The organism is Neptuniibacter sp. QD29_5 (assembly GCF_047778125.1).
GTDB lineage: Bacteria > Pseudomonadota > Gammaproteobacteria > Pseudomonadales > Balneatricaceae > Neptuniibacter.
Window position 1 is genome coordinate 245,431 of the sequence record NZ_CP180556.1, and the last position, 25,944, is coordinate 271,374.

Consider the following 25,944-nt stretch of genomic DNA (forward strand, 5'->3'; position numbering starts at 1 on the left):
AGCGGGTTAGCAACCTCGTTTTGGATGACACTTTGTATTACCTGAATCATCTGAGCCATCGTCAGTGCTACTAGAATCGACGCTAATTTGCTCACTCAATACCCATTCAGAGGAGCCCGCACTATTGGACGCTCGTAGACGGTACTTATAAGTTCCGTCGCTTGGGCTATGGGTAAAGTCAGTGATATCTGCGGAGATTTGGCTATTATCAGCATTTAGCAATTCAGAATATGCCCCCCACTTCTTACCACGCGCTTTTTTACTAACTTGTAACTCGTACCACTCTTCTGTATCTACATCAATCCAAGATAAGGACACGTTGCCAGCTTCTGCGGAAGGGCTTAGGAACGTAGGTGCGTTCGGTGGCTGAAGTGTTGGTTCTGGATCTGTAGGGGTTCCGGTAGGTAGTGATTGCATTGCTAAATGCGCATCAGCGATACCTGTACCGCAACCGTTACAAGTAGCAGGGAAAGAACGAGAGTTTTCTTTAATAAGCTGCTCAATCTCTGCTGGAGTTATCCCAGTGTTTTCAGAGTAAAGCAAGGCAGCCAATCCAGAGATGTGTGGTGCGGCCATACTCGTGCCGACCATACCTACGTATCCTTCGTTGCCTGGACTTGTTACACCGTCATTGTACGTCGAAATTACGTATGTGCTATTGCTGCTACTACCTTCACCACCGGGTGCCGCTACATCAACAAGGTCCCCATAATTGGAATAATTTGCCTTGCCTCCGCTTCGGTTAACCGCTGCAACATTGATAACATTTGAACAGCTTGCTGGGGTGAAATTCGCTGTATTGGTGTTACTGTTACCAGCAGAGACAACAACGCTTACATTGTTAGAGACTGCATAATTAATAGCTGCTTGCATTGACGAGTTGGGATCACAGCTACTGCTTCCACCCAAACTCATGTTAATTACATTTGCACCGTTGTCAGTTGCCCAGTGGATGGCATCTGCAATATCTGAGTAAGTTCCCCCACCGACACCAAGTACGCGTACATGCATTAGTTGAACGCGGTCATATCCGACACCGGCCAAACCATTACCATTGTTTGTTACTGCACCGACAGTGCCTGCTACGTGAGTTCCATGCCAGCTACTTCTTTGTGTCGGATCGGTATTATCTCCAGGATCACTCGGATCAGAATCACGGCCATTACCATCATTAGCTATGTCGACATAGCTGATCATGTCATAACCTGGAATGGTATTAGCGTTTAAATCTGAGTGATCAGTGCTTCCGGTGTCAAGAATGGCTACAACCGCTTTTTGATAGCTGCCATCAAGGTTTTCCCATGCTTGTGTAGCATTTAACCCACCTGGTTCACTTGGGCTGGAGTTCGGCCCAAAGTAATGCCATTGGTAATCTTGAAGCAGGGGGTCGTTTGGAAGTGCGAAAGGAACCATGTGGATGTCTGGTTCCGCATGGGAAATACCTTCAATTTTAGATAATGCCTTTGCTAGACCTTTGGCTTGGTTAGGTGATTTTAGTTCATCAAGTTGAAAAATTAGCCGGCCATTTGCTGTTTCGCGGAGAAAGCTCATAGGGACGCCAGCTGCTTGAGAGAGGCGATCTGCTTCAAACCGACCATTTGCAAATTGGTCGTCAAATTTAACAATCAATTGATCCGTACCTGTTGCAGAAGGAGCTGCGTGTAAGTACATGGGAGAAGATGAAAGCAGCAGCGAAGCTAGAATTGCTTTTGGAGTATTTAATCTATTGAAGGAAGGCATGATTGTTCCTCATTAGTTCTCATTTCAAAATCTCTATTGAATATTCAAGCTGCAATAAGCGAACCAAAATCAAAAAAGTTAAATATTAATAGGATTTAATCATGCCTCGATTTTATCTACTTTAGAAAATATTAATAGAAAAGATTTATTAAAATTTTATCTATATTTTCGCTCTATCGCTTTGTTTTTGTTGGCTATCTATCTGAGATGAAGATGTGCGCCGGTAGCGTTTACGGTGTGTTTTTCTGTGGTCAATATTTAGAGGAATTGATCTTAGTTTGTAACAAAATTGAATCGGAAAGGCTCGTCTCTTTGAGGTTATATATTTTCTGGATTTTGATGATGAAGTGCATAAATGCGATGCATTTTTTTTCGCAAAATGCGAAATGTTATTCGTGTATTTATCTAACTGTCTGATAGTTATGTGTTTTTTGTTTGGTGCGTTTATTGCTGTTTGATTGTTTAACGGTCAATAGAGGTTTTTAAAATGAAAACTAATGTCGATAAGCTCAAAATACTAGATTTGAATCGCCGATTTCATGACGAGGTAGAAGCTGATAATTATGATGAACGCATGGGGGTAAACCATTCAATATTAGAGGTTCGAAATACAGTTTTAGAGCTAGAGTCAGTCTTGGGAAGACCTTTGCCTGCCAAAGGGAGGGTTGTTGATTTAGGGGCTGGCACTGGGAACATATCTATAAAACTAGCTTTGGACGGGCGTTTTGAAAAAGTAACGGCAGTAGATATTAGCAGTAAGAGTCTACAAGTGCTGGAAAGTACAGCATTGAAACACGGTGTTGAAGTAGAGACTATCGTCTCTGATATGCAGAAGCTTCCCTTTGAGACGAATAGCCTAGATTTAGTTGTTGGGTGTGCATTTTTACACCATTTGCCAGATCCGGTAGCTTTTATGCTTGAAGTTCGCCGGGTTCTTAAACCTGAGGCTCCGTTTATCATCATAGGTGAACCTAGTTACTTTGGTGCAGCTGTAACGAATATGGTTAAGTTTCCGCTGGTATTGATAAATAGGCTTAGAAATTCTTTTTCAAGAGAGCGACTTTTTCATTGGGAGCATGACCAAATCGACGTGCATACATTCTCTCACGATGATATAGCTGAGATTTTTAATAACAATTTTAAGGAGATTAGAGTCTGTAGTGAAGGTTTTGCTGAGCCGGTTATCGATCAGGCTGCTTTAGTGCCATTGCGGCATGTTTTGCCGGATTATCTTCCGCTTAGGGTTATATTTTCTGTTATTAGAAAGGTTGCTAGGTTTACGGATTATTTAATTTTTAATCCACTATTGCCAGCATCAATGAAAGTTACCCTTAAAATTTCAGGTAGCTCGTGACTATTAATCATGAGCAATAAAATTGAGGGCGATTCATATCCATTCGTTCATTGTTGACCGTTATTATGCATGTTTCTAAATGGGGTGAGTCACAGTGCCTTATGAACTTGCTCTATACCGATTGGCCGGTGGTTTGAACTCCTCAAGGTGTTACTTGAATCAATTTGCCATTTCCTTCATCAGTCAGAATATAAATCGCCCCTTGTTTATCCACCTCTAGATCTCTTATGCGGACGTCTAAATCTTCTAGATAACGGTGCTCTTCGAATTTTTTGTCCCTTTCTGAAGAGGTGTTTTTAGCCTCGGTCAGTCGATTCAGGTGGCTACCTTTTAATGCACCAAGTAGAAAGTCCCCTTGCCATTCTTTGAATAGGTTTGCTTCATAACGGATTAAGCCTGAGGGAGCGATTGAGGGAACATAATAATATTCCGGTTGTTGCATCCCTTTTTTATGTGTTCCTTCACCAATTGATGGTCCCCAGTACTCCTTGCCATAAGTAATGATGGGCCAGCCATAGTTTTTTCCTTTAAGGACTAAGTTGAGTTCGTCACCGCCCCTAGGGCCGTGTTCATGGATCCAGATATTGCTTTGAGAATCGATGAACATTCCCTGTGGGTTTCTATGGCCATAGCTGTAAATACTTTCTGGGATAGGCTCGCCTGATTTGTTGGTCATGCCTATAAATGGGTTGTCTTTGGGGATGCTGCCATCTGTTTTGATGCGATGGATTTTCCCTGCGTGATCGGTCAGGTCCTGAGAGCGGTGGCGCTGCCCTCTATCTCCCACGCTGATAAATAGGTTGTCATCTGCTAGCGCAAGGCGGGAACCATAGTGGTGGACTTTATTGCTGTAGGGGAGAGCGGTGAATAACACTGTCCAATTGTCTAATTCGAGGTTCGGGCTGAGTTCGGCGGAGGCTACGCGAGTGGTCGATCCTTTCGATCTGTCTTGGTGGCTGAAACTGACATAGAGCTTTCGATTGCTTGCAAACAGAGGATCACTGAGTACGTCTAACAGTCCGCCCTGACCGTCAGGGTTGATATCGTTGGGCCAGCCGCTTACTTTTTGCTTTTGCCCCGTGTTTGTATCGACAATCCAACCACCAACCTGTTTTTCTGTGATCAAAAGTTCATGATCACTTATCCATGTCATTCCCCAAGGGTGGCTGATGCCTTGAGCTATGATCTTTGTATTTAGTTGGGTTGCTGCTGAGGCGGACAGTGATAAAGCTAGTCCAGCTAAAACAGTGAAAACTACCTCAAGAATAGGATGTTTATATAAGTCTAACGCTCTCATCGAAATGGCCTCATTGAATACGCTATTGGCTGGTGATGAATAATTAAAATCCGTACGTTATGTTTTTAGAAATCAGATCATTAAGATTAGTTTAAAACAAAAGTAAGTGAGATAACTGATTTAGTATCTACAGAATCTGCTTATAAAAGATCTTTAGATTCGAAATAGGGCTTTGCTTTCAAAACGTTAAGCTCGCTACTCTCTTTGTGAACTGGTACCTTTTGCAGGTGAAAGATAGGCTTAACAATAAAAGGGACAATAAAAAATATGAGCATGAAACAGATTTCCACGATGTTGGTGGGACTTGCGCTGATTACATCGTTTCAAGCTAAGGCGGATTGGCAGAAAGCGGATAACTACAGACAGAGTGATAAAACTGATATCTATCTAGCTGCCTCGTTGAATGCTTATACAGCAGCAAATGTTAACCTTGAAGGCTTGAGCCAATCGCCTCTTTATTGTCAGCCAGAAAAGGTAGATTTAGGTCCAGAACATGCTGTCTCTATTTTCGAGAAGGAACTGCAATACCGTATGATGGATGGCTCCAGAAACAGCCCCTTCTGGAAGGAAACTGATCTTGAGTATGTTTTATTGTGGGGTCTGCAACGTGCTTTCCCTTGTGAGTAAGGAATTTTAATTTCTTAGCTTTTACTATCACGTCAAAGCATATGCCAAAAGATTCACAGTGCTGTGTTCATGGATAGGAGAAATCTAGCTAGGTTTCTTCTATCAATCTGACTGCTTTCTATTCTTTAAAGCACCCTGATCGAGCATTATTCAAATGCTGATTATCCTATCTTCCAACTCTTTCCTATAAGCCGCGTTTAAACTCTTTCCTATACTGAATTCAGAGTCCGTAAGCCAACCGTACTGGCAATAACCTAGAGGAAAGTCGCTTTGGCCCGAGATAGACCGATACCGTCAAGTCGAGCAAGCCGTTTACTAAAGTTGGGCCGTCTTGCTGGTGGAATCGCAGGTGAGATGATCTCTGAAGGCGCGAGCCAACTGCTAGCTGGTAAGAGAGTTAAAGCCATTGATCTGCTACTAACTCCTGAAAATGCGAGGCAACTGACGGATAAGTTATCGGAGATGCGCGGCGCGGCCATGAAGGTTGGCCAGTTGTTGTCGATGGAGGCCGGTGACTACCTGCCTCCGGAACTTACCGATATTCTGGCTGCTCTTCGCGAGAGTGCGCATACCATGCCACAAGGGCAAGTGGTTGATGTATTGGACAACGCTTGGGGAAACGGTTGGGAAGGCGAGTTCGAGCGCTTCTCTTTTACGCCAATTTCGGCGGCGTCTATAGGGCAGGTTCACGAGGCTAAAACTAAGCAAGGCCAGCATTTAGCGATAAAAATTCAGTATCCTGGGGTGCGTGACAGCATCGATAGCGATGTAAATAATGTCTCTACTTTATTCAAACTGTTACGGTTGGTACCAAAAGGGTATGACCTGTCCCCGCTTTTAGATGAGGCGAAACGGCAGCTGCATCAAGAAGCTGATTATAAAGCCGAAGCAGCTAGTATCGCCGAATATAGTCGATGTCTCGGAAGTGATCCCAACTTTACATTGCCTACAGTGGATAGTTCGCGCAGCAGTGCAAAAATACTCTCAATGTCGTTTGTGCCGGGCGTATCTATAGAATCTCTGGCTGGCGAATCGAGTCAGGTTCGCAATCAGATCGCCACCCGTATGTTGTCTCTGATGTTAAAAGAAGTCTTAGAATGGCAATTGGTTCAGACCGATGCCAATTTCGCCAATTATCGATATCAAGCCGATCATGATTGTATAGGCTTGTTGGATTTTGGGGCGACTAGGCGTTATCCAACTGAGTTTACCGAACTGCTAAGGCAATTGATGAAGGCTGCACGGGATGATGACCTTCCTGCTATCGAAACTTATGCATTGGCGTTGGGTTATCTCCGGGCAGATGAGGATCTGGTTTATCGGCAAGGGTTATGCGAGATGATTCGTATGGTTGCTGAACCTCTACGGCAAGAGGGATGGTTTGATTTTGGCTGTTCAGATCTATCTAAGCGGGTGGCAAATCAGGCTATCTCTCTACGTGTTCGTCAGCGCTATATGCATCTACCGCCGACAGATGTACTGTTTTTGCATCGGAAATTCGCGGGTACTTACCTACTTTGTGCACGTTTGCGCGCGCAGGTAGATATTGCCTCCTTGATCAAACCTTATCTCGTCTAATCATTAGAATTGCCCGGATCTCTCCGCTTTTTCCAACAATCTCAAAAGCTTGGCATGTGATTGAGCTTGTTGCGGGCTCTGATCTCGACACCAAGCGCTTAAAGTCACCAAAAAAATCCCTGTAAGTGCAATTTCCTGAATTTGACGGCGTCGTCCGTCTGCATTTAGCTCCGCCATATCAAGCCATAGCTGGACTAAGCGTGAGAGATCAAAAATCATGGGCACCCAGTGGTGCATATGCGGTGGATGTAACTTTGCTTTAAGTATCTGAGTGGTTACCGTGTGATAGGGAGCTAGTGCTTCAAACCAGCGCCAAATAATCTGGTCCAAACGTGCAGTAAAAGGTAATCCAATAATCTCCTCTCTATCTGCTGATAGCATGGTTTCTAGAGCCTGTGAAAACCAGAAATCGGCAATCGCATTGGTATCAGCGAAGTGTTTATAAATTTCGCTGATTGAAGTGTCACAATGCTCCGCGATATCGACCAAACTGAGGTCGTACCAGTTTCCCTGCTGTTGCGCTAAATCTAACGCCGTGTCGAGAATGGATTGGGCGTCCAATCTTTCTGGATTAGGTTGGGCATCATTCATAATTTACGCTTCGTTCAACTAGGGCGAGTTACCTAACTTCGAACCGAGTACGTTTAAAGGTCATGGTAAACAGTATAGGGCAGCAATTTGATGCTAAAAGGAGGGGGGTAAATAGAAATGGTTTGTCGGATCTTTATAAGCGCCCAGCTTTCCTTAAACGACGTATCACCAACCAATGATATAACTTGCTACTTAAAGGCCTGATCAGTGGGAGGCTTATGAACCAGCCTAAGAGTCGATAACTGGGTACTCTTTGCATTAGTATTCGATAGGCATCCAACTCTGAATGGATTTTCCCATCAGTGTCTCGAATATGCAGCTCGGTTAAGGCTTTCTGTGGGTCAATACCTAGAGCTATCAGTGCTTGCTCTTGATCGGTTATATCAAACCATTCAACCGCTTCTGCAGCATTAGGGTCTTGGCTTTCGTAGTTTTTACGATCTTGAACACAACGGGGGCATGAGCCGTCATAAAAAACTGTGATTCTATTGTGGTTATCCGACATGGTTTACCGTCTCGTGAAAGAGGGCTTACCTAAAGTGTGGTTCAAACGTACTTGAAATTAAAGGATGAATATACGCTAAGGAACGCTTTTTTCTGATGACTACAATTCGTCATTGCTAGTTTTGAAAAGTATGTAAGATGGTATTTAGTTAGAGACTTCTTCAATAAAATTCAGATGCCATCAAACTCTGCTTACTTAGAGGTTTAGAGAAATAATACCCCTGAATCTGATCGCAATTTAGTTCGTCTTTTACAAAGGTCAATTGATCTTCGGTTTCAACGCCTTCAGCGAGAAGTTGCATGTTCATGCCATGCGCTAGACCTGAAATAGCCTTAACGATATGGCTGCCTTCTTTATCATGAGGAAGGCCTTCAATAAATTGCTTATCAATTTTGAGTGTATCGATAGGGAGCTGCTTTAGATAAGTCAGTGATGAGTATCCCGTTCCAAAATCATCGATGGCGATTGTGACCCCTAATAATCGCAGATCATTCAATATGGAAAGCGCTGCTTGATAATCATCAATGATCACATTTTCGGTAATCTCTACTTCAAGGTCACCTATAGAGAGATTACATTGTTTTATGTTCTTGTGAATAATTTGTGCAATGTTCTGTCTTCTAAACTGTTGAGGTGAAATGTTGATCGCAATTTTTTTGATCTTTGAGCCATCTCTTTGGAATTCAGCCATATCAGCGCAGGCTTGTTCAATTACCCAAGTGCCAATTTCATCAATCAAACCGGTTTGTTCTGCAACAGGTATAAAAATCGCAGGGGATAGATGTTTGATCGCTGGGTGGTTACAACGAATAAGCGCTTCTATCGATATATTATTACTATGACAGTCTACTTGTGGTTGATAGTGTAGGTTAAAGGCTTTATCACGAACGGCCTCTCGCAATGATGATTCAATTTTTTGTTGTTGCTCAATCGCCTGATTCATCTCTAGCTGGAAGAAACGGAATGAGTTTTTACCGCTTTCTTTCGCATGGTACATCGCATGATCAGCGTTGATGAGGAGCTCTTCGGCCGTATGGCCGTCTTTAGGGTAGATGCTGATCCCTATGCTGCCTGAGATATGGACCTGATTGTTAAAAATATCAAAAGGGGTATTAAGTTGTTTGAGAATTCTATCAACGACTTTAGGTAGGTTAACGATGACTTGTTCAGGGTTTAGGCCCGGTATGAGGATCGTGAACTCATCACCGCCCATACGAGCGATAGAATCTTGTTCTCGAATACAGAGCTTCATGCGGCTGCTGGCATCTTTTAAGAGCTGGTCGCCAGTATTATGTCCAAAGCTATCGTTGGCCGCTTTGAAACCGTCCAGATCGATATACATGACTGCTGCATGGCTTTTGTCTCTCTGAGCTTCGGCAATTATTTGACTTAAGCGGTCGTTGAATAGTGTACGGTTAGGAAGATCTGTGAGCGGATCAAAGAATGCCATATGCTCTATTTTATTCGCTGCTTCTATACGCTCAGAGACATCATTTTGAACCCCGACAAGGTGGGTTGCTTCACCATCGGCCGTAGTAATGATCGATAGAGTAAATTCGTTCCAGAAGTAACTGCCATCCTTACGTTTATTGCGTAAGACTACTGAGCAGGTTTCTTGGTTAGCAATAGCTTTCCTAATTTCTTCTAAGGCACTGTTATTCTCTGCAGATTGACTAAAGATGCTGGGGCTCTTGCCAATGAGTTCTGCTGCAGAGTATCCGGTCAATTCCGTGACGGCAGGGTTTACGTAAATGATGGGATAATTAGGCGCATCATATTTGCTAATAACGATGCCACTATTAACGGATTCTACTGCTTTGTATAACTGGGTAAGTTGTTGTTCTCTTTCTTTCTTCTCTGTTATCTCAAAGCAAAGGGTACCCAACCATTCAATTTCATCGTGAGTATTAAAAATTGGGAAGATTGTAGTTTCAAAATGACGCTCACGATTGTTTAAATTGATTTGCTCTTCATGAGAAACAGGAATTGCTTCAGAGATAACCCTATGTTGCAGATCGATCCGTTTATTAAGCAAATCTTCTCGGATTTTTCCATCTAAATAGGGTGATAAGTAAGAGGTTCTATAGGCTTCATTCTGGGTTATCTTTTTCCCATCAACCCCTTTTAGGCTTAATCCTACGGGCAGATGGTTTACCACGCTCTTTAAAAGACGATCTCTATTGTGAATATCATCCAACATTTCGTTAATCGAACTGCCTAGAAGACCTATTTCATCATCAGGTAGCTTTTGTGTACGTGAATCAAGGGTGCCTGATTTTTGAGCGTGAATGGTCTTACTTATCAAATTTAGTGGGCTAAGAATTACTTTGTAAAGAGTGGTTGTTGCTAATACCAGCATTAAAAGAATAGCCGCGGAAATTGCCAACATATGATTAAGCAATGCATTGTTGGCTAACGCCTCGGCTTCCGCCCAATTAAAGCGTAAATAGAGGATGCCTTCGTAGCTATCTGGGTTGAGAGAAAATACCGAAGAGGTATCAACGCCTTGAGGTAATTTTAATTGCTCAAAAGATTTTGGCTGAGGAGGGGCGTCCGTTAAGCGTTTTAATGGGGCAATAACGATTACATCCCCATTACGGTGAATAAAATCACCGAAAATATGCTGTTCTGCACTGCTATCAAGTAACTCAAGCATATCTGCAGTGTGTTGATCTAAATCTGCATCTGGATGTGTGCTCGAAGCCCAAATAATCGTTGGGTTCAGAGTGGCAAGTGTAATGCCATAAACACCAGAGGTGTGCAGAGTGATCTCTTCTAATGCAAGGCGTAAGTCTTGATAACCTGGGTTGATTTCAGAGGCTGCGCGGATAGTCGTCAACATAAGCTCAGCGCGTTTGTGCAACTGTGAGCGGAGTTCTGGCAGTAAGCCCAGTTGCGTAATAATTGCAGCACTCAGAATTAATAGCGCAGCTCCCGCTAGGATGGGGAGTAAAAACTTGCGTTTGAGCGAAGTGCTCATGACGATACCCCTTTATAGCACCACATGATCAGGTGATGTATTGGGGCAAAGAATACCGTTTTTAGACGATTATGTATCTACTTCTAATGTAATATGCTTATCAATAATTTACGGAATGATGGGGAATGACATGCTGAGATTCTTAAAAGGCTTACTTCTTTTATGTGCGGTCAGTGTATCAAACGTCAATGCTAATACGGATCTGATTCGAGTGGCTTTGGATGATTTGCCAGGTGTAGATATGCTGCCTACTCTCATTGCTATTGAGAGGGCTAAGGAGAGAGGCTTGAATATCAAGGTGAGCTATATGCTGTCAGAAGGTATGGCAATGAGGACTATCTTGAATAAACAAGCTGATATAGGCATGGGTACGCCTTACCAGAAAGTGCAGCAAACCAGCGCACCAATTCGTATGTTTTACCAGTTAAATATGCTGCGCTTCCATCCTGTTGTAGATACGCGTTTCTACTCGAGTTGGGAGGAGTTGGACGGAGTTGATATGTACTCCCATGGTAAAGGTTCAGGCACTGAAGCCTTGGTTAATATGATGGCCAAAAAGCACGGTATTACATACGGGAAAATGGTCTACCTTCCGGGTTCTGGTGTGCGCGCAAATGCCATGGTAAATGGAAGAGTTCATGCTACTGTTGTCGATACAGAACGCAAAAATAAGTTAATTGCTCGCCCTAATTCCCCTTTTAAAGTTCTTCCAATTGAGAAAATTAATGCTACAGATGAAGCGTTGTTTGCTAATGAGACCTTTATCCGTGCAAATCAAAAAGAGCTGGGCATTTTAGTAGAAGAACTTTTATTTGTTTGGAATCGAATGAATCGAGAGCCTGCATTTATTGTGGATCAGCGTAATAACTATGGATTACTGCCGAAAGTGGCAGACATTAAAATACTTCAATATGTGCAGGAAATGGTTGCTGAGGGAGCTTTCTCTAACGATGGTGGTCGAACTTCGGCATTTTCTGCTGATATAGAATTTTATGGATTTGCGGGAACGATTAAAAAACCGGAAGAGCAAAAATTAGAGCATTTTTGGAACTTTTCAATTCTTGATAAGGCTCTCGATTCGCCCTCTATTGTTCAATGATCGACAGGGGGGGGTAAGCTTATTGCAGTTTTTTTCAGCTAAGATTTCTTGGTGCCCTGTCGCCATTAGTCTTGGAAGGTTAATAATGCGAACGGTTAATTTGGGATGGTAAAGACCGTGGCTATTGATTGATTCACAGACATAAGTGGCAAACTTGTCGTGGTTTTCAGATTGTTGTGTAGTGCCAATCTTAAATGTTGTTGCATTAATCCATGCGGCATCTAAAGCGATAGGCTCGAGTTTGCTTTGGAATCTGAGTTCAATTTTTTGGTGTAGGGTACTGTAATTTTTTGTTGCGTGTGCGTTAAGCGATAATGAAAGCACAAGAAAGATAAGTCCGAAATTTCTCATGGGTGTCTTACCCCTTAGTATACTTGGCGACGGAGAGGTTGCTCGGTCTGACTTCCCAGTGAGAGTAAGTCCCACCCCTCTATGATGCCATGATTCCATATACTGCCGCAGATTTCGCAGTAATATGAAGTTGTAGAATTGTGTCTCGATATTTTGATGAGTAACGGATGGCCGTTTTCATGCGCCAAAAGAGTTCTGCAGTGCGGGCAGAATGTATCGTCTTCCTTGTCCATACTATGCAATTCCTTTTAATCTCTTTGTTGCAGTGCAGCATGTATGATACTTTTTGTCTTTTGTATGTCAATACATTCTATAAGGTTTTAGGTTTTTCATATTGATGTGATTATTCTGAAACATGATTTGTGAAACGAGGGTCCGAGGTATAGGTTCCGTATGATAATGAATACAGGTGCTGCCCTTGTCAGAGTTTATTTATAAGTTCTTTATAAATATCTAATTCGATCCCTTTGCTATACAACTGTCTAGAGAGCTCTTCATCGTCGATTAGCTTTGACTGGCGTAGACGAGTGAGTTCGGAGCAATAATTGCTTATGTAAAGAGCTTGACTGTTTAGGTCCATACTCTCCAATTTAACCTTGCTTTGATATGTAAGAATGGGTCTGATCCAATCAGGATTTAGTGCCCATTCTTTCAATGCCATCAAGGTAAATTTGTGACTGTAGCGATCCATGATGTCAATGAAGAAGGATTTGGACGGGTATGTGCCAGGTGCTTCTGTTTCAAGAACATCAATGAGGAGTTTAAAGATGACTAACTTGCCTACATCATGAAGTAACCCGTTGAGGTAAGCCTGAAATTCATTCATCCCTTTAGAGGATGCGTATAAAGCAGCCATTGTTGCCACATCATGGGAGTGCTGCCATATGTTAGCGCCAAAAAATCGGAAATAGACAGAATTGATTTTCAGGTTGTCGACCATCAATGTGCTGATTACGAGCTTTCTTATTTCATCATTGCCCATCATGATTACAGCATCATCAATGCTTTCAATCTCTGTTTTACTACAGCGATAAAAGGCAGAATTTGCTAGATGGAGTAACTTTCCAAGTAATACAGGATCTTCTTTGACGGTTGCAACAATTTTAGAGGAACACACGTTCTCATCAATTAAAGCTTCCATCAATTCTAGAGAAGCATTGGCGATCTTAGGAATAGTATCGGGATTGAAATTAGTAAGTTCGGCCATTACTTTAGCGACGAGCTTGTCATCTAACTCGTTTGTATTGCCAATACTATTATGTTCATTTTGCACATTTTGCTCTAGAAGCGTGCTTATAAAAAGCTGAGAGATCTCCTCTGCAGTTGCTTGCGGAGCTCTACGTTTTGCCTCTGAAACTTGAGGTGAGTTTGCTTCTTTTTTTTTGAATAGGGACTTAAAAATCACTCTAAACACCAACTTTTAAGGTTGTGCTACTACTAAGTCCCTTAAGAATAGCTGACTTCTATTACGTGTGATCTGATCGTGGTCACAATTATGAATGGTTGCTCATTATAAAGGCTTTACTTATATAAGGAATTAACTCTTTAGTTACAGGTAGATCGTAGGTTTTGAGTATTAATTGGTGTTGCCCGATAAAAAGTAGAAGTGCTGCTTGCCCGAAAAAGCAGCATCATTAAGCGTAATAACACCTCTATTTCTAATTTTATGCGGTCTAATAAATGAAGCTGTACGTGTCACAGCTTCATTTATTAACGTGTGGTTTTAATCGGTTAGGCTTCTATAACAACTTTGCCAAAGTGTTTAGCAGCTGCCATGTATTCATAAGCATCTTGGGCGTTGCTGAATGCAAATGTTTTATCAATGACAGGGTTCATCTTTTGCTCAGCCATAAATTCCGTGAGCTGTGTGAGCATTTCGGTACTACCTACATAGATACCTTGTATTCTCAAAAGGTTAAAAATCGTCATTAAGCTGATAGTCGGGTTTTCTAAGCCGCTTAGAATGCCAATTACGGACACAGTACCATTAACTTTTGTAGAAGCAACGGACTTCTCGAAGGTGCCTGCCCCCCCAACTTCTAAAACGTTATCAACGCCCTGGCCGTTGGTAAGTTTAAGCACTTCTTCTTCCCAATCTGGTGAAGTTTTGTAGTTGATTGTGTGGTCGGCTCCTAGTGCTCTTGCGCGCTCCAGTTTCTCATCACTGGATGAAGTTATGATCACTTTTGCACCTTTGGCTTTCGCTAGCTGTAAGCCAAAAATAGAAACCCCTCCCGTACCTAATAGAAGAATGGTGTCACCCGTTTTAATATTGCCGACGTTAACTAAGGAGTGCCAAGCAGTTGTTGCTGCACAGGGGAGGGTTGCAGCTTCGCTGTATGATAGATGTTCAGGGATTTTGACCGTGCAATCTTCTTGCAGAATAAAGTAGTCCGCTAACACACCATCGATCGCGCCACCTAGGGCGGAATTTAAGCCTTTGTCATCGATGGCACCATCAACCCAGTGTTGGAAAAAGTTACCGATGACTCTGTCACCTGCTTTAAATTGAGTGACCTCTTCTCCTACGCTCACCACTTCTCCTGCGCCGTCTGAGAGGGGGATGATTGGGCGTACATCATTACGTACATAACCACCTAAAGTAATCAGTGTATCCCTATAGTTTAAAGAGCAGGCTTTCATCTTAACCAGGATCTCTTTTCCCTTAGGTACAGGTGTATCTAACTCTACTTGTTGGATTGCTTTAATACCTTCAGCGGAATCGACTTGATATGCACGCATAGTTGTTCTCCCCAAAATGTTGTAAGAAAGAGTGGCACTCAGATAGGACGGGGGCAACCGCAAAGGTAAAAAATGGCTCTAAAGTAGTGACTGGATTTAGATTTAGGAGGGAGTAGTGGGTGGGAGTTAGAGTAGCCCCCACCTAGAAATGTGAAGTAGGTCTATTTTTCACAGCTCATACTATTGATGTCGCGCGAGCGTAGATTGAAAGTGTCCATCAACTGGCGGAAGGTTTCGTCGCTTAAGGCGGTTTTTTGGAAAGTTCGATGGAAATTGTTATCGACCTCGATTTCTGGTTGCGTCGTCATCTTTTTATGTTTTTTAGACAATGTGGTGAGTTTTGGGTCGTGCTGGGATAGTTCCGCTTCTAGCTCCGGTGAGAGGTCTATCCAGTTGTTGATGCTACCCCACGTTTGTACTTTGTCTGGTGTATGTTTGAGTGCTAATTTCACGGCAAGCGTGCGGCGTTGAATCGAAAGAAGCTGCGTGTCTCTATAGTGGTTTATTCGTTCAGCATGTTCAGGCAGAAGCTGGACAGCGCGTTTGGCACTGTCATGTTGCCACGTAGTTTGGGCCTTTGCGTAGAGTTCAAACTTATCGGCACAGCTGGTTGAACCTGCTAGGGCGCTACCAGAAGCGCTAAAGATTATTAAGTAAGCTAACAGTCTCAATGGTAAACCCTCTTGTAGAAACGATTCTATGTATGGTTGATTGTAAATGAATAGAGCTAAAACGCTTTACGCCCTTAGCACTGAATACCCATGTCTATAATTAAGAAATTTATAACCTATTAAAATTTGAACCGTATGCCCTATAAATACACGATAGAAAATACTGAAAACTATATCCGGGCTGTGATATCGGGCAACCGCAAGCCGGAGGATGCAGCACGAGACGCTTTAGAAATATGGGCGATGATTGCCGAAAAGACAGAAGTCTTTGGTCACAAAAAGGTACTTTATCTATCCAATGTCTGTGGTGCGATTCCTGTCATGGAGGCTTATGACGTGGTTGATCAATTTGTGAATAATGATTGGACTCACTTAAAAATTGCTTATATCGATTTAGCGCATTCTGCAGTGGATGACTTGATGATGCTAAAAGCAATCTGTTTTCAGCATGGGATACAATTTGAGTTCTTTCAGAAAGAAGAACAAGGGCATGATTGGTTAAATAACTTAGAAGATTAAAGCGGGCAAGAACCGTTTTAATATGCGTTTTGTATGATAATTAATCGCTTTGAAAATAATTTTAAAAATAGTCTTGATTCGAGTCGAATAACTGCCTATTATTCGCGTCCTCTTCTGAGATGTGCCGGTATAGCTCAGTTGGTAGAGCAACTGACTTGTAATCAGTAGGTCCCGAGTTCGACTCTTGGTGCCGGCACCACTTTCTCTCCTTTCTAGTTATTTTAAAGCATCATTGCTATCTGGATTGGTTTGTTTTCCTTGTTCTAGTACTTCACTAAACATATCTGCTGTAACGGGTTTGCCAAGCAAATAGCCTTGTAGGTAATCGCAGCGTAGTTCATGTAAATACTCTTTCTGTTCTTCGGTCTCAATTCCCTCTGCCGTCACGCTTAGGCCAAGCTGGTGGGCCATTGCAATGGTTGCAGAAACTAAGATCTGTGAATCAGGATTGGTCGCGAGTTCTCGTATAAATGAACGATCAATTTTCAGGTCATCGAACGGGAAGCGTTGTAGGTAGTTTAGAGAGGAATAACCGGTACCAAAGTCATCCATTGATATCTGAATGCCCATGTCGGATATCGATTGTAGGGTGTTATCCAGTTTGGAGGATGCCTCAATAATCAGGCCCTCTGTTACTTCAAGCTTCAGGTGTTCAGGGCTAAGGCCACTGTATTCAAGTGCTTGGTTCAGGTCTTTTATAAAGTCATTGCCTTTAAACTGCCTCGGTGAAACGTTAACAGAGATAGTGAAGTCAGTGTGCCCCTGTTCAATCCAGCGTTGAGCTTGTTTGCAGGCTTGTTTTAACACCCAGCGACCGATAGGAATGATTAGCCCAGTTTGTTCGGTTAGAGGTACAAATTCGGCAGGGGATACGTCGCCCAGTTTAGACGAGTGCCAACGTAATAGAGCTTCTGCACCGACAATTTTAGGGTCGTTGTTCAATCCACACATCAGTGGTTGAAATGCCAAACTGAGTTCGTCGTTGGCTATGGCTGCACGTAAGCAATTATCGAGTTCTAATTGTCGAACCGCGACATCATTCATCTCTTGTGTGTAATAGTGGAAGCGGTTACGGCCATCTTTTTTAGCTTTATACATACCTATGTCGGCAGCACGTAATAATGCTCTAAAGTCGACGGCATCGTCTGGGAATATGGCAATACCTATACTGGCGGTAACGATCAGTTGCTTACTTTGTATTATGAAGGGCTGCGAGAACTTTTCTAAAATGAGTTCAGCTGTGAGTTCCGCTTGTTCTGGCTTCTCGATATCTTCGAGAATAATAATGAATTCATCTCCGCCATGGCGGGCTAATGTGTGGTTTTCAGCTAAGCAGCTTTGTAGACGCTCGACAGCCTGTTGCAGTAGCTGATCACCTATATCATGGCCTAAGCTGTCATTTACCTTTTTAAAATCGTCTAAATCGATAAACATTAAGGCCAGTTTTCGACCTTCTCGACGCATTTTTTTGATTGCTTGTTCGGCGCGATCACGTGCTAATACACGGTTGGGAATGTTGGTGAGTAGGTCATATTGCGCCTGATAGAGAATATGTTCCTCTTGCTCCTTTTGGCGGCTAATATCACGTATAGCGACGATATTAAACAGGCCATCATCAAATTGCATGCTGGCAGAGGAAATCTCTGCAGGGAAGGTAGAACCGTCTCCACGTTGCAATGTGATTTCAAAAGAGGACTTATCTGTTTGCTCTAGCTCTAAGATCTCTTCGGATATCTCCTTATTGAATAAATTATCCAAGGAGGAGGAGATGAGCGTATCCTTATCTGTTGCAAAAATTCGGCACAGAGCCTGATTTACATCGATGATTTTGTGATTGCTATAGATCAGCAAACCTTCGGCGACAAGGTCGGAGAGTTGGCGGAATCGGTCTTCACTGGCAGATAATTTTTTCTGCGTTTCAACTCGTTTTCTGATATCGCGGAATGAGGCTACCCTTGCTTTCTCCCCATGCCACAGCACCCTTCGACCTGTGATGACTACAGGAATCTCTTCTTGTTGTTTGGTGATAATAACGGCTTGGTAAGGTTGCTCAGATGTGTTCCGTGCATGTTCCAGTGCTGTCGGCAAACTTTCCGGGGTGAATAAGGTTTGAGGGTCCAGTTTAATAAAGTCTTGGTAGCTGTAGCCAAATAGTTCTTCTGCTCTTCTATTCAGATCGACTATGCCTTGCGCATTATGGATGAATATAGCTTCGGAGGTGACCTCTTCAAAACGTTGTAAGCGCTGCTCACTTTGTTCTAACTCATGCTGATAGCGTTGGGTCGAGCCTAAGCTATGTCTGAGCTGGCGATAGAGGAGTTTAATTGCAACTAAGGTGATAAAGAACATCGCTCCGATCAACGACAAAGCGATCTGATGCTGAGTAATCTGTTCAGAGGTTTGGAATTGTTCAGGCTCTAAAAGAAATGAGATGTGCCAACCGGACAACTCCTCTAAAGGTGCGCTCTCATATATAAAGAGCTGTTTGTCCTTTTCAATGACAGAATTATCTAGCTTGCGGCTGAAACCTAAATGTTCAGGTATCGAATCTCCAAATTGTCGCGACGCAGCGACCTTCTTTTCTTGTACTGAGGATAGAGGAAAGAGTGTTTTGTAGAGCCAGTCCTTGTCGTTGGAAGCAAAGACAATACCGTTAGGGTCAATTAAGGATGCATTGCCCGGGAGACGATGGAAACGTTCTTCAATCTGATCGGGTAGGAACTTGATTATAGCTACCCCAATAGGAGAATCAGCATCTGAATAAATAGGGTGGCTGAAATAGAGACCGCGTTTTTTTGTTGTGACGCCCAAAGCTAAGTGAACGATTGGTATACCTTGAATCGCTTGTTGAAAATACGGGCGAAAAGCATAGTTTTTTCCTACAAGGGTCGTCTCCGGTGGGCGGTTGTCTGCTTGGGTAACGCCGTTCTTATCCATGATGTAACAGATCGATGCCTGCAATGTATGACAGTAACGTTTTAGTTTTTTCTTGATTCGAGAGCGATTTATATCGGGATTAAGTATGTATTGGGTGATTTGTTGTTCACCTGCCATTAGCGCAACTGCGTGTGTTCTATTACGGATGAAAGCATCCGCTTGACTGGCTAACAACTTAGTGATGTTTTGGCTGTGACTACGCGCTTCAGTTTCGCTTTTGCTTGCTAGGTTCAAATAGATCGCAATGCCGCCAATCGCGATTAAAAAGAGCGGTAAAACGACCAGTGCCAGTAAGCCGCGGATGGGCTTATTGATATGAATGGATTCAGAGTGATCTGTTGCCAAAGTAAACCTTCTTAATACAACAAGGTCGAACAAAGCGAATGTTCGACAAATTAGGTTTATGCAGTCGTTGCAGTGCTAGCTAATGTTCGCTCTTGTACATTAGTGCGCTTAAATCTTTTTCTTAGCTCAAAACCTTTCATTTTATCCTAGAACTATTTACCTGATAGGCAAATAGTTAGATGCTTTTTTATCTACTTATTAACTAGTTAAAGTGATTTGGCTGGATAATGTACCCCAAACAATTTCAGGCGTAAGCGGCGCAAAAATAGCAGGTTCAACATCGTTTTGATTTCTAGGGCATTCACTGGCTTGTAGGCAGGTTTGATCTTTACCATAGCCTCCTACCAAACCTGGATCGGTTGGGCCAAATAAAATGACGTTAGGCGTATCCAATGCTGCTGCGAGGTGGGACAAGCCAGTATCTACTGATACACAAGCGCTTGCACCCGTCAGAATGGTGGCGATTTCAGCTAATGGAAGCCTTGGTAATACTCCAGCATTCTTATGTGCTTCAGCGAGTCGTTGTGCACGTTGTTGTTCTGGTTCTGAGCCCCAGGGTAGTTTGATTTTCCAGCCGGCATCTCCTGCTAGCTTGATCAACGATTGCCAGTAAGTTTCAGGCCAATGCTTATCAAAGCGAGTCGTACTGTGTTGAAAGACCAGATAAGGTGCTTCGCGATGAGTTTGCTTTAAGAAGTGCTGACGAATATTAAAATCACCACGTTCATCTGAAAGATCGTATCCCAGCGCTTGGGCAAATAATTGGCGAACCCTCTCAACGGCATGTTGCTGTTTCGGAACCGAAACTGAGGTGTCGTAAAATCGTGCAGCTAAAGGTTCTTTAGCTGAATCTTTTCCCAAACCAAATGACGGCCCGTTTGCTAAGCGTGTGACCAGTACAGCACTCTTGAGTAAGCCTTGGGCATCAATAACAGCGTCGTACTGTTCTGTTTGCAGTCGCTGTTTGTAATCGGACCACTCACCGCTTTTTAACGTGCTCCAGATATTCTTGCGCCAGCGTCGAATGGCAACCGGGATAACCTGATTAACCGAAGGGTGCCATGAAGGTACTTCGGTAAAGTTTTCTTCTACAACCCAATCAAACTGTACACCCGGGATTGCGCGAGCTGCATCTGTGAGCGCAGGCAAGGTATGGATGATATCACCCATGGATGAAGTTTTAACAACGAGAACTTTCTTCATCGGTTTAATCCATCGATGGTTGCCTTATAAGCAAGCTCAGGTGTGATATCGATCATACTCTGATGATAGCCTTGGTCGGCATCACCTTTTCTAATTTTTTGGTAGCCTTCGATCAGTCTGATGATTTTCGCTTTATCGGATAGCGGCGGTGTAAATCCAGGGCTGGTAGGGCCGTAGAGTGCAACAAGCGGCACATTGACGGCTGCAGCAATATGCATCAATCCAGAATCATTGCTCACCGCCGCTTGGCAATGCGCGATTAGGTCGATAGCTTGAGGAAGCGTGGTAACACCGGCTAAGTTGCTGCAGCGCTGTTGTTCTTCAACCGTAAGCTGGTCTTGAATTTGTTGGCATACAGGCTTGTCTTTTTCGGAGCCAAATAGCCAGATCTGGTAACCATCAGCAATTAATAACTTCGCTAGTGACGCATAATGATAATCAGGCCAGCGTTTAGCCGGACCAAACTCGGCACCTGGACAAAACGCGATCGCTTTCTCAGGATTTAGTTTGAATTGAGTTAGAGCGGCTTCGTATTCAGCGTTATCCACTGTCAGTTGCGGATAAGGGATCTGTTCCATCGGTATGGCTGGTGTCCCCGGCGATTCTGCCAGGCCAAGGTAGCGCTGAACCATCAATGGATAGGCTTCTTTATTCAGTGGTCTAAGGTCGGTCAGCAAGCCATAACGCATCTCACCACGCCAGCCAGTTCTTTTTGGAATTTTGGCAAACCAAGGGATTAATGCAGATTTTAAAGAATTAGGTAGAACGAGTGCTTGCTCATAGCCGTTTTTAGCGAGTTCCTGACCAATCTGTTTACGCAGGCCCCATTGCAGGCTGCCATGTCCTACCGGCATCTCGATCGCTTTATTGACCTCGGGCATACGCGCTAAAACAGGTCGACACCAGTTCGGCGCTAACACGTCGATCTCAATATCAGGGTTCTTCAGTTTTAGGTGCTGGTACAGAGATTGGCTCATTAACATGTCGCCTACCCAAGATGGGCCGATGATAAGCGTTTTCATTAGCTGTTATCCATTTGCTGTGTTAACGACATAGGTGAGTGAACCTTCTGCTCTGTTGCTTTTAGACTGCGATCAAAAATAGCCCGTTATCGTGCTTAGATAGCCCTAAGTGAACGGTATTTGATAAGGTGAGAATCATACAAGAATTGGAGAAAAACGCCCAATTTCAATTCTTATTGGGTTTATTGGCACTTTAATTCTGCAAGATACGCTGTAGAAGGGCTCAGGTAATTCCAATTTTCTGTTATCAGGATTAGAATATCAGCCCTTAATTTGTACATATCATCTCTGTTTGCTCCTTTTTCGAAAGTATCGAAGGGCAAAACAGTAACGCATCAAAATAATTAGAAGGAAGGTCTCATGGCAACTGCATTCGGCTCCGTTTTTATGCCTGAAATGTCAATCTCTTGGTTTGACGGTTCCAGCTGGAGTGCGGTCGAAATGGTCCCTAGTGACAGCATCAACTTGCACCCAGGTGCACATGTTCTGCATTACTCTTCGACTTGTTTTGAAGGTCTAAAAGCATTCCGTCATGAAGATGGTTCGATTAAAGTTTTCCGTATTGATCGTAATGTCTCCCGTATGGCGCAAAGTGCGCGTCTATTGGCACTGCCTGAATTAGATGAGGAGTTTGTAACTCAGATGATTCTGGATACAGTGAAGCGCTTTGCTGATGAAGTTCCAGCACCTCCGGGTTCTATGTATATCCGTCCAACGTTGTTTGGTACTGAGCCTGCGATTGGTAAAGCAGCAGCACCGTCTGAAACGGCTTGTTTCTACGTACTGCTTTCACCTGTAGGTGATTACTTTGCGGGTGGTGATCGCGCGTTGCGTTTGTTAGTAGAAGATAATGGCCTACGTTGTGCGCCTCATAATGGCATGATCAAGAGTGGTGGTAACTACGCGAGTGCATTGCTGCCAACGATGAAAGCAAAAGCTGAGCATAATGTTGATCAGGTTCTGTTCTGTCCAAACGGTGATATTCAGGAAACTGGCGCAGCTAACTTCCTGCTTATCGATGGTGATGAAGTCATTACACGTGATTTGGATGAAAGCTTCCTACACGGCGTAACGCGTGATTCTGTTCTAACCATTGCGCGTGATTTAGGTCTTAAAGTATCTGAGCGTAGTATCTCGGTAGAAGAGATGCTTGAGCGTATTGCTAAGCCAGGTTGCGAAGCTGCACTTTCAGGTACAGCTGCGGTATTGGCGCCAGTGGGTACTATGGTTTATAACGATAAAGAGTATAGCGTTGGTAATGGTGGTATTGGCGAGACAACTCTACGTTTGCGTAAGGCGCTAAACGATATCCAATGGGGCAAGGCAGAAGATAAGCACGGTTGGTTAACCGACGTTTAAAAGCCTCCCTAAACAGTTTATAAAAAAAGGGTAGTACCTTCGCAGGTACTGCCCTTTTTTGTTATCGGGAGAAAGCTTAGCTTTCCCCTGACATGATATATTGCCAGATGTTAGCGACTGCATTTCGCATCTCAGTCATTTCAGCGCCAGAGATAGTATTAGAGCGATCCTGCAAGGTTTGACGATGGCCTGCTGCGCGATAAGCTTTGTAAGCTTCTCGCAGAGTTTCAGCAGTATCTTGGCTGATTAACTCGATCTGCTCGGCAGCATCTAAAATACGGATATTGTCGGTGAACTCATAAAGCGATGGGCATTTTCCTGCATTGCGTAAAACCAAGTATTGAACGATAAATTCAATATCTACAATGCCACCACGATCATGTTTAAGGTGGAACACAGGGTTCTCTTCATCGTTGCCTTTGCTACCCAGATGATCACGCATCTTCTCGCGCATCTCAGTTACTTCTTCTAGTAACTTTTCATCCTCTCTAGGCAGTTTAAGAATCTCGGCTCTCACCTCTTCAAACTTCTCTTTTAGAGCTGCATCACCGGCAACAACGCGTGCACGAACAAGGGCTTGATGTTCCCAAGTCCACGCTTCTTTGTGTTGATAGTCGGAGAAGGCTTTGAGAGAACTTACCAATAGGCCGGAGTTACCAGATGGACGCAGACGCATGTCCACTTCATACAACTGACCTGAGGTGGTGAATGTATTTAGGATGTGGATGATTTTCTGACCTAAGCGAGTAAAGAAGACCGAGTTAGCGATCTGTTTATCCCCATCGGTAAACAGGTTCGCATCAGAATCGTGAATAAAGACTAGGTCTAGATCCGAGCCATAGGAAAGCTCGATCCCGCCCATTTTACCGTAACCTAGAACGATAAAGTCTGGGTTGCAGGGTACGCCTGCTGATTTCTGTGGAGCGCCGTGCTTTTCGGTCATCAACTTCCAAGCGATATCGACCACCGCTTCTAAGATAACTTCCGCTGTCCAAGTTAAGTAATCACTTACTTTCATGAGTGGCAGTGCGCCTGTGATCTCAGACGCTGCTACTTTCAAAGAGTGGGCGTTCTTGAAGTAACGTAGAGTGTCCATTAACTGCTCCGTATCCTCTTCTGGAATACGTAGCAGTTGTTGGCGCAGTTCGCTGTTTAGCTGAGCTTTATCCGGTGGCGAATATAGGCTGCTCGGGTCGATTAGCTCGTCCAATAGAATTGGCTGTTTCGCGAGCTTTTCTGAGAACCAGCTAGATGCTGAGCAGAGCTTAACCATCTGCTGAAGAGCGGTTGGGTTTTCAGCCAATAACACTAGATAAGCGGAACGTCTTAAGATTGCTTGGATCAGCGTTAGGACTCGGCCTAAGGTTTCTGTCGCATTTTCGGTCGCGGCGATTTCACGCAGCAAAATAGGCAGTACGGCTAATAAACGTTCTTGCGCAATAAGTTGTAGCATCTGCACAGTACGCGATTCACGCAGGGTTTTTATCTTGTGCCACGCCTCTTTGGGATCGTCGAAACCTTGCTCTTCAAGAAGCTCTATAGCGTGCCGATCTTCAAGTTCATCTTTCCATAAAGAAAGCCAAGTCTCGTCACATGCTGAATCTTCTTCCGGTTCGTCTTCTTCGCACGGTGCAATCAGATCGGCAAAGTGAATACGCACTTTATCGCGGTGACTTTCTAACTCGGCTGCAAAACTATCCCAATCGTTAAAGCCCATACTGAAAGCTAAGCGGCATTGTTCTACTTCATCGATTGGAAGTTCTTGCGTTTGTTTATCTGCTACGGCCTGAATTGCATGCTCGGCGTTACGCAAAAATTCATAAGCAGCCATCAGCTCCTGAGAGGCTTGTTCAGGCATACCGACGACGTCTGGCAGAATAGGTAAAATATTACACAGTTCCCGTTGTTGTAATCGTGTATCTCGACCACCACGCAATAGTTGGAATACTTGTGCGATAAACTCGACTTCACGGATACCACCCGAGCCAAGTTTTACATTGTTATTCAGGCCTTTGCGACGAACTTCGCGGCTGATCATCTCTTTCATCTCACGCAGAGAATCAAAAGCACTGAAGTCGATATATTTACGGTACACGAATGGGCGGAGAATCTGCATCAATTCTTCGCCCGCTTCTTTATCTCCTGCCATTATGCGGGCTTTGATCATGGCGTAGCGTTCCCACTCACGACCATGCTCTTGGTAATAACCTTCCATTGCATCGAAACTAATCGCCAAGGGGCCTGCTGAACCGAATGGACGTAAACGCATATCAACACGGAACACAAAGCCGTCGATGGTGCTGTTATCCAGTGCCTGAATCAGCTTTTTGCCTAGGCGGATAAAGAAGTCCTGATTGTCCAGACACTTTTTGCTGCCTTCGGTTTCACCGTTTTCTGGGTAAACGTAGATCAGATCTATATCGGAGGATAAGTTCAGCTCGTTTGCACCTAGCTTACCCATGCCCAGTACAACCATGCGTTGCGGTTTACGGCTGTGTCGACCGGTTGGTGTCCCCCAACGTTCGCAAGCTTGGTCATATAGCCAGTTCATGGTTTGTTCTACGCAGGCATCAGCCAACCAAGAAAGTTCACGGGTGGTGGTGCGCATATCGCTGGTACGGGTGAGGTCACGCCATATTAGGCGAACTTGTTCACGCTGGCGGAAACAACGGATCGCTTTGTGAAGCTGTTCTTCCGTTTCTAGGGAGCTAAATGTCTCTTTTAGCGTGTTGTGATACTGCTCTTCTGAATAGGAGTTGTATAGATCACCGCTTTCAAGGAGCGAACTCAACATCTCTGGGCGACGCTCGAGTTGCTCCGCCACGAAGTTACTGCCGGTCAGAACACGGCTTAAGTCCTGACTAAAACTCTCAGGGGTATTGCTCAGTGTGGTCAGAGTCTCTTCAAGGGGTTCCCAGTTTTTGGTGAGTACCGGTTGAAGTGTTTCTGGCAGTAAATCCATGTGCGGTTTGAGCATAAGGCTTATGTCTCCTGAAATGTGAAACTTGGGGCCGAATATGATGC

The 25,944-nt window shown here is 43.7% G+C and carries 18 protein-coding genes and 1 tRNA gene; 7 read left to right on the plus strand and 12 right to left on the minus strand.

The features are described from left to right. Positions 1–6: 6 nt before the first annotated feature. A complete protein-coding gene (locus ACMXYR_RS01020) occupies positions 7–1,740 on the minus strand; it encodes a S8 family serine peptidase (protein WP_415902565.1) in 1,734 nt (577 codons plus the stop codon). 487 nt (positions 1,741–2,227) lie between these two features. Here ACMXYR_RS01020 and ACMXYR_RS01025 point away from each other — a divergent pair, with 487 nt between their 5' ends. Further along, on the plus strand, positions 2,228–3,094 hold the full coding sequence (locus ACMXYR_RS01025; RefSeq protein WP_415902566.1) for a class I SAM-dependent methyltransferase: 867 nt from the start codon (positions 2,228–2,230) through the stop codon (positions 3,092–3,094). 142 nt (positions 3,095–3,236) lie between these two features. On the opposite strand, the gene ACMXYR_RS01030 is transcribed toward ACMXYR_RS01025, so the two are convergent. Then, positions 3,237–4,391 (minus strand): PQQ-dependent sugar dehydrogenase, encoded by a 1,155-nt coding sequence (locus ACMXYR_RS01030; protein ID WP_415902567.1) that lies wholly within the window; start codon positions 4,389–4,391, stop codon positions 3,237–3,239. 267 nt (positions 4,392–4,658) lie between these two features. On the opposite strand from ACMXYR_RS01030, the gene ACMXYR_RS01035 reads away from it, so the two are divergent. Next, positions 4,659–5,018, plus strand: a complete 360-nt coding sequence (locus tag ACMXYR_RS01035) for a hypothetical protein (protein ID WP_415902568.1) — start codon at positions 4,659–4,661, stop codon at positions 5,016–5,018. 270 nt (positions 5,019–5,288) lie between these two features. Continuing rightward, a complete protein-coding gene (locus tag ACMXYR_RS01040) occupies positions 5,289–6,596 on the plus strand; it encodes an ABC1 kinase family protein (RefSeq protein WP_415902569.1) in 1,308 nt (435 codons plus the stop codon). Positions 6,597–6,599: 3 nt separating this feature from the next. On the opposite strand, the gene ACMXYR_RS01045 is transcribed toward ACMXYR_RS01040, so the two are convergent. The 3 genes from ACMXYR_RS01045 to ACMXYR_RS01055 form a co-directional block, all read right to left on the minus strand. After that, the gene (locus ACMXYR_RS01045) at positions 6,600–7,187 is read right to left on the minus strand and encodes a TetR/AcrR family transcriptional regulator (protein WP_415902570.1); all 588 of its coding nucleotides are present in this window, start codon (positions 7,185–7,187) and stop codon (positions 6,600–6,602) included. A 133-nt stretch (positions 7,188–7,320) separates the two neighbouring features. Beyond that, positions 7,321–7,692, minus strand: a complete 372-nt coding sequence (locus tag ACMXYR_RS01050) for a thiol-disulfide oxidoreductase DCC family protein (protein WP_415902571.1) — start codon at positions 7,690–7,692, stop codon at positions 7,321–7,323. 160 nt (positions 7,693–7,852) lie between these two features. After that, entirely contained in the window at positions 7,853–10,672 is a 2,820-nt protein-coding gene (locus ACMXYR_RS01055) for an EAL domain-containing protein (protein WP_415902572.1), read from the minus strand. Positions 10,673–10,802: 130 nt separating this feature from the next. Here ACMXYR_RS01055 and ACMXYR_RS01060 point away from each other — a divergent pair, with 130 nt between their 5' ends. Next, positions 10,803–11,771 (plus strand): hypothetical protein, encoded by a 969-nt coding sequence (locus ACMXYR_RS01060; RefSeq protein ID WP_415902573.1) that lies wholly within the window; start codon positions 10,803–10,805, stop codon positions 11,769–11,771. Between the two features lie 772 nt (positions 11,772–12,543). On the opposite strand, the gene ACMXYR_RS01065 is transcribed toward ACMXYR_RS01060, so the two are convergent. The 3 genes from ACMXYR_RS01065 to ACMXYR_RS01075 form a co-directional block, all read right to left on the minus strand. Beyond that, positions 12,544–13,527, minus strand: a complete 984-nt coding sequence (locus ACMXYR_RS01065; protein WP_415902574.1) for an HDOD domain-containing protein — start codon at positions 13,525–13,527, stop codon at positions 12,544–12,546. A 326-nt stretch (positions 13,528–13,853) separates the two neighbouring features. After that, positions 13,854–14,864 (minus strand): zinc-dependent alcohol dehydrogenase family protein, encoded by a 1,011-nt coding sequence (locus ACMXYR_RS01070; RefSeq protein ID WP_415902575.1) that lies wholly within the window; start codon positions 14,862–14,864, stop codon positions 13,854–13,856. A 161-nt stretch (positions 14,865–15,025) separates the two neighbouring features. Beyond that, positions 15,026–15,535, minus strand: a complete 510-nt coding sequence (locus ACMXYR_RS01075; RefSeq protein ID WP_415902576.1) for a hypothetical protein — start codon at positions 15,533–15,535, stop codon at positions 15,026–15,028. A gap of 135 nt (positions 15,536–15,670) precedes the next feature. Here ACMXYR_RS01075 and ACMXYR_RS01080 point away from each other — a divergent pair, with 135 nt between their 5' ends. Then, a complete protein-coding gene (locus ACMXYR_RS01080; protein WP_415902577.1) occupies positions 15,671–16,054 on the plus strand; it encodes a hypothetical protein in 384 nt (127 codons plus the stop codon). Between the two features lie 123 nt (positions 16,055–16,177). Beyond that, positions 16,178–16,253 (plus strand) — tRNA-Thr (locus ACMXYR_RS01085). Between the two features lie 17 nt (positions 16,254–16,270). Here ACMXYR_RS01085 and ACMXYR_RS01090 read toward each other — a convergent pair. The 3 genes from ACMXYR_RS01090 to waaF form a co-directional block, all read right to left on the minus strand. Further along, positions 16,271–19,336, minus strand: a complete 3,066-nt coding sequence (locus tag ACMXYR_RS01090; RefSeq protein WP_415902578.1) for an EAL domain-containing protein — start codon at positions 19,334–19,336, stop codon at positions 16,271–16,273. 198 nt (positions 19,337–19,534) lie between these two features. Continuing rightward, on the minus strand, positions 19,535–20,539 hold the full coding sequence (gene rfaC / locus ACMXYR_RS01095; protein WP_415902579.1) for a lipopolysaccharide heptosyltransferase RfaC: 1,005 nt from the start codon (positions 20,537–20,539) through the stop codon (positions 19,535–19,537). Beyond that, positions 20,536–21,561, minus strand: coding sequence for a lipopolysaccharide heptosyltransferase II (gene waaF, locus ACMXYR_RS01100; protein WP_415902580.1), 1,026 nt, complete (start codon positions 21,559–21,561; stop codon positions 20,536–20,538). Before waaF ends, rfaC begins: the two co-directional genes overlap by 4 nt. A 360-nt stretch (positions 21,562–21,921) precedes the next feature. Here waaF and ACMXYR_RS01105 point away from each other — a divergent pair, with 360 nt between their 5' ends. Continuing rightward, a complete protein-coding gene (locus ACMXYR_RS01105; RefSeq protein ID WP_415883173.1) occupies positions 21,922–22,920 on the plus strand; it encodes a branched-chain amino acid aminotransferase in 999 nt (332 codons plus the stop codon). Positions 22,921–22,996: 76 nt separating this feature from the next. Here the strand turns inward: ACMXYR_RS01105 and glnE are convergent, their stop codons facing one another. Beyond that, positions 22,997–25,897, minus strand: coding sequence for a bifunctional [glutamate--ammonia ligase]-adenylyl-L-tyrosine phosphorylase/[glutamate--ammonia-ligase] adenylyltransferase (glnE, locus tag ACMXYR_RS01110; protein WP_415902581.1), 2,901 nt, complete (start codon positions 25,895–25,897; stop codon positions 22,997–22,999). Positions 25,898–25,944: the final 47 nt, after the last annotated feature.